Raw genomic sequence first — 2,939 nt, forward strand, 5'->3', positions numbered from 1 at the left:
CTGGGGTTTCTTCTTTGCAGCGCGGAAAATGCGCTCAGGCCATCGCGTAGGGTGCGCTGCGCGCACCGGCTAAGACGCGGTAACCGCGGTGCGCACGGCGCACCCTACGGTTGATCCGCTGACGCTTCGCGAGCAGAGCTCGCTCCTACGAGGTAGTGCGTTATCGGCATCAAGAAAAAGGCCACCTGAAGGTGGCCTTTGCTGTTTATAGGTTCTGAGGGTGTGTTCCTGTGCGTGGGCCAGGATCTTTCCTTTATATGGCTTTCTTATGCTTCCCGTTTTCTATGCAAGCCGGAGCCTCATCGTTATCATGCCAGCCTTGTTCGTGGCGGGGCCTGGCATGCTGGAATTGTTGAAACTTCTGCAGGATGGTCGATTCCATTCCGGTGAAGCCCTGGGGGCGAAGCTTGGGATAAGTCGCAGTGCCATCTGGAAGCAACTGCAAGGCCTGGAGGCCGAGCTGGGGGTCGAGGTGTTCAAGGTTCCTGGTCGGGGCTATCGGCTGTCTTCACCCTTGATTTTGCTCGATGCCGGAGATATCTCTCGTGGCGCAGATGGCTTGGATTGGCCGATCTCTGTTGAGTCCAGCGTGGATTCGACGAACGCCGAGATCTTTCGTCGCCTCGATGCTGGAGTGAGTGCGCCTTTCGTGCTGCTTGCCGAGCGTCAGACCGCTGGCCGTGGTCGGCGGGGGCGTGTCTGGGCCAGCCCTTTTGCCGAGAACCTTTATTGCAGTGTCGTTCTGCGTGTAGACGGTGGGATGAGTCAAGTGGAGGCATTGAGCCTGACTGTAGGCCTTGCTGTCGCTAAAGCACTGCAATCCTGTGGCGTCGATGGCGCGCGACTCAAATGGCCGAATGATGTGCTGGTTGAAGGTCGCAAGATATCCGGGATTCTCCTGGAGCTCGCCGGAGATCCGGCCGATGTCTGTCATGTGGTGATTGGTATCGGTATCAACGTCAACATGGCAGTCGATGCGCCCGCTGTTATTGATCAGCCTTGGACCTCGGTGCGCCAATGCCTTGGGCGGATGCTCGATCGTAATGAATTGGCTGCTGAGCTGTTGTTGCAGCTTCGGAGCAGCCTGTCCACTCATTGGCAGTACGGTTTTGCTGGTTTGCGCGAGGAGTGGGAAGCCTTGCATGCTTGGCGTGGGCGCTCTGTAGCGTTGACGGCAGGAAGTAATGCGACGCTGGGTGTCGTGCTTGGCGTTGATGAGCGAGGCGCTATTAGGCTGAGCGTGGATGGCGTTGATCGCTCCTTCAGTGGTGGCGAGTTGAGCCTGAGGTTGCAACATGATTCTTGAGCTCGACTGCGGTAATAGCTTTATCAAGTGGCGGGTGATCTCCGTGGATGGGGCGCAGCGCCTTCTTGCTGGCGTGGTCGACTCCGATGCCGCGCTTTTCGAGTCTTTGGCTGCTGCGTCTGAGTTGCGGGTGAGTCGCTGTCGCCTGGTCAGTGTGCGCAGCGATGCCGAGACCGAGCAGTTGGTTGCGCGTATCCGTGAGTCCTTAGGGGTGGATGCGGTCTGCGCTCAATCTGCTAGTCAGGTCGGGGGGGTGCAGAACGGTTATGAGGACTTCCGGCGCCTTGGTCTGGACCGTTGGCTGGCTGTGCTGGGTGCCTATCATCTGGGTCAGCGCGCTTGTCTGGTAGTGGATCTCGGAACTGCGGTGACCGCTGACTTCGTATCGGCCGATGGTAGGCATCAGGGGGGCTTCATCTGCCCTGGGTTGCCGCTGATGCGTGATCAGTTGAGCACGCACACTCGGCGGATTCGCTACGATCGTCAGGTGGCGCTTGCTGCGTTGCAGGAGCTGGAGCCTGGGCGCTCCACTGCCGAGGCTGTCGAGCGAGGCTGCGTATTGATGTTGCGTGGTTTTGTTGCCGAACAGTTGCTGCAAGCTCAGGCTCGTTTTCCTGGGGGCTTCGAGGTCTTCCTTACTGGCGGCGATGCGGGCCTGGTGCGAGACGTGGTTCCGGGGGCGCAGGTTGTTCCTGATCTGGTATTTGTCGGACTGGCTATCGCCTGTCCCTTGAGCTGAGGCGAGGCATGCGCTGGATTCTGCTATTGCTCCTGCTACTTAACGCTTTCTATTACGTCTGGCATCAGCAGCAGGGCCCCTTGCGCGCCAAGGAGGTGGCTCCAGCCGGTGCTTATCAGTCGGCGCGTAAAGATATTCGTCTGTTGAGTGAGGCGGATGCGCCGCGCGTGCGCGCAGAATCTTCGGCGCCGGCTGATGCCGTTGCTCCTGAGGCAGCAGTCTGCCTCTATCTGGGGAGTTTCGAAGAGGAGTCGAGAGCCAGGGTTGTGGAGCAGCGGCTTTTGAGCTTGGACATCCAGGCTGAAGTGCGCAGCGTCGATGCTGCAGCCGGTGTCGAGTATTGGGTTTATCTGCCACCTCTGGCTTCGCGTCAGGCCTCGCTGAGGCAGTTGCGTGAACTGCAGGCCCGGCGTATCGATAGCTACATCATCACTCAGGGTGAGCTGGCGAACGGCATATCGCTGGGGATATTCCCTCGCAATGACTCGGCCAATAGCGTTATGCAGCGTTTGCGTGATGTGGGATACGAGCCGCAGATTCGCGAACTCTCACGTGCGCATCGCAGTTTTTGGGTGCGCGTGGCTCCGGAAAGTCGGCGCTTGGCTGACGAGTTTTTGCTTGGACGACTTGCCGGAGACTTCGCCGGTTTGCAGCATCAATTAATGCCTTGTGAAGGCGTTGCATTGCTCCAGTAGTTTGCATAGAATGGCGCCCGCTTCGCAGGGTGGTCAAAGTTGGTTCCCGGCGAAGATGTTGTCGAAGTAGCTAACCTCAAGATTTTAATGAGAAAAAGCTTGACAGCAGGGTGGCAGATCTAGAAAATGCCGCCTCACTTTGGAGGGGTTCCCGAGCGGCCAAAGGGATCAGACTGTAAATCTGACGTCATCGACTTCG

Annotated in this window: 3 protein-coding genes; all 3 read left to right on the top strand. The window is 58.4% G+C overall.

Going from position 1 to position 2,939, the window contains the following annotated elements; genetic code table 11:
- Positions 1-340: 340 nt before the first annotated feature.
- The 3 genes from birA to CDO35_RS22740 are packed head-to-tail and all read left to right on the top strand — an operon-like array spanning position 341 to position 2,740.
- The gene (gene birA / locus CDO35_RS22730; RefSeq protein ID WP_099526826.1) at positions 341-1,306 is read left to right on the top strand and encodes a bifunctional biotin--[acetyl-CoA-carboxylase] ligase/biotin operon repressor BirA; all 966 of its coding nucleotides are present in this window, start codon (positions 341-343) and stop codon (positions 1,304-1,306) included.
- Positions 1,296-2,045 carry a pantothenate kinase gene (locus CDO35_RS22735; RefSeq protein ID WP_099526824.1) on the top strand — a complete coding sequence of 250 codons (750 nt, stop codon included), beginning with the start codon at positions 1,296-1,298 and terminating at the stop codon, positions 2,043-2,045. Before birA ends, CDO35_RS22735 begins: the two co-directional genes overlap by 11 nt.
- A gap of 8 nt (positions 2,046-2,053) precedes the next feature.
- Positions 2,054-2,740, top strand: a complete 687-nt coding sequence (locus tag CDO35_RS22740; protein WP_099526825.1) for an SPOR domain-containing protein — start codon at positions 2,054-2,056, stop codon at positions 2,738-2,740.
- Positions 2,741-2,939: the final 199 nt, after the last annotated feature.

It is taken from the genome of Pseudomonas sediminis (assembly GCF_002741105.1).
GTDB lineage: Bacteria > Pseudomonadota > Gammaproteobacteria > Pseudomonadales > Pseudomonadaceae > Aquipseudomonas > Aquipseudomonas sediminis.

Coding starts and splice junctions, on each gene's coding strand:
- birA (WP_099526826.1), top strand. CDS start 341: ATGCTGGAATTGTTGAAACTTCTGCAGGATGGTCGATTCCATTCCGGT.
- CDO35_RS22735 (WP_099526824.1), top strand. CDS start 1,296: ATGATTCTTGAGCTCGACTGCGGTAATAGCTTTATCAAGTGGCGGGTG.
- CDO35_RS22740 (WP_099526825.1), top strand. CDS start 2,054: ATGCGCTGGATTCTGCTATTGCTCCTGCTACTTAACGCTTTCTATTAC.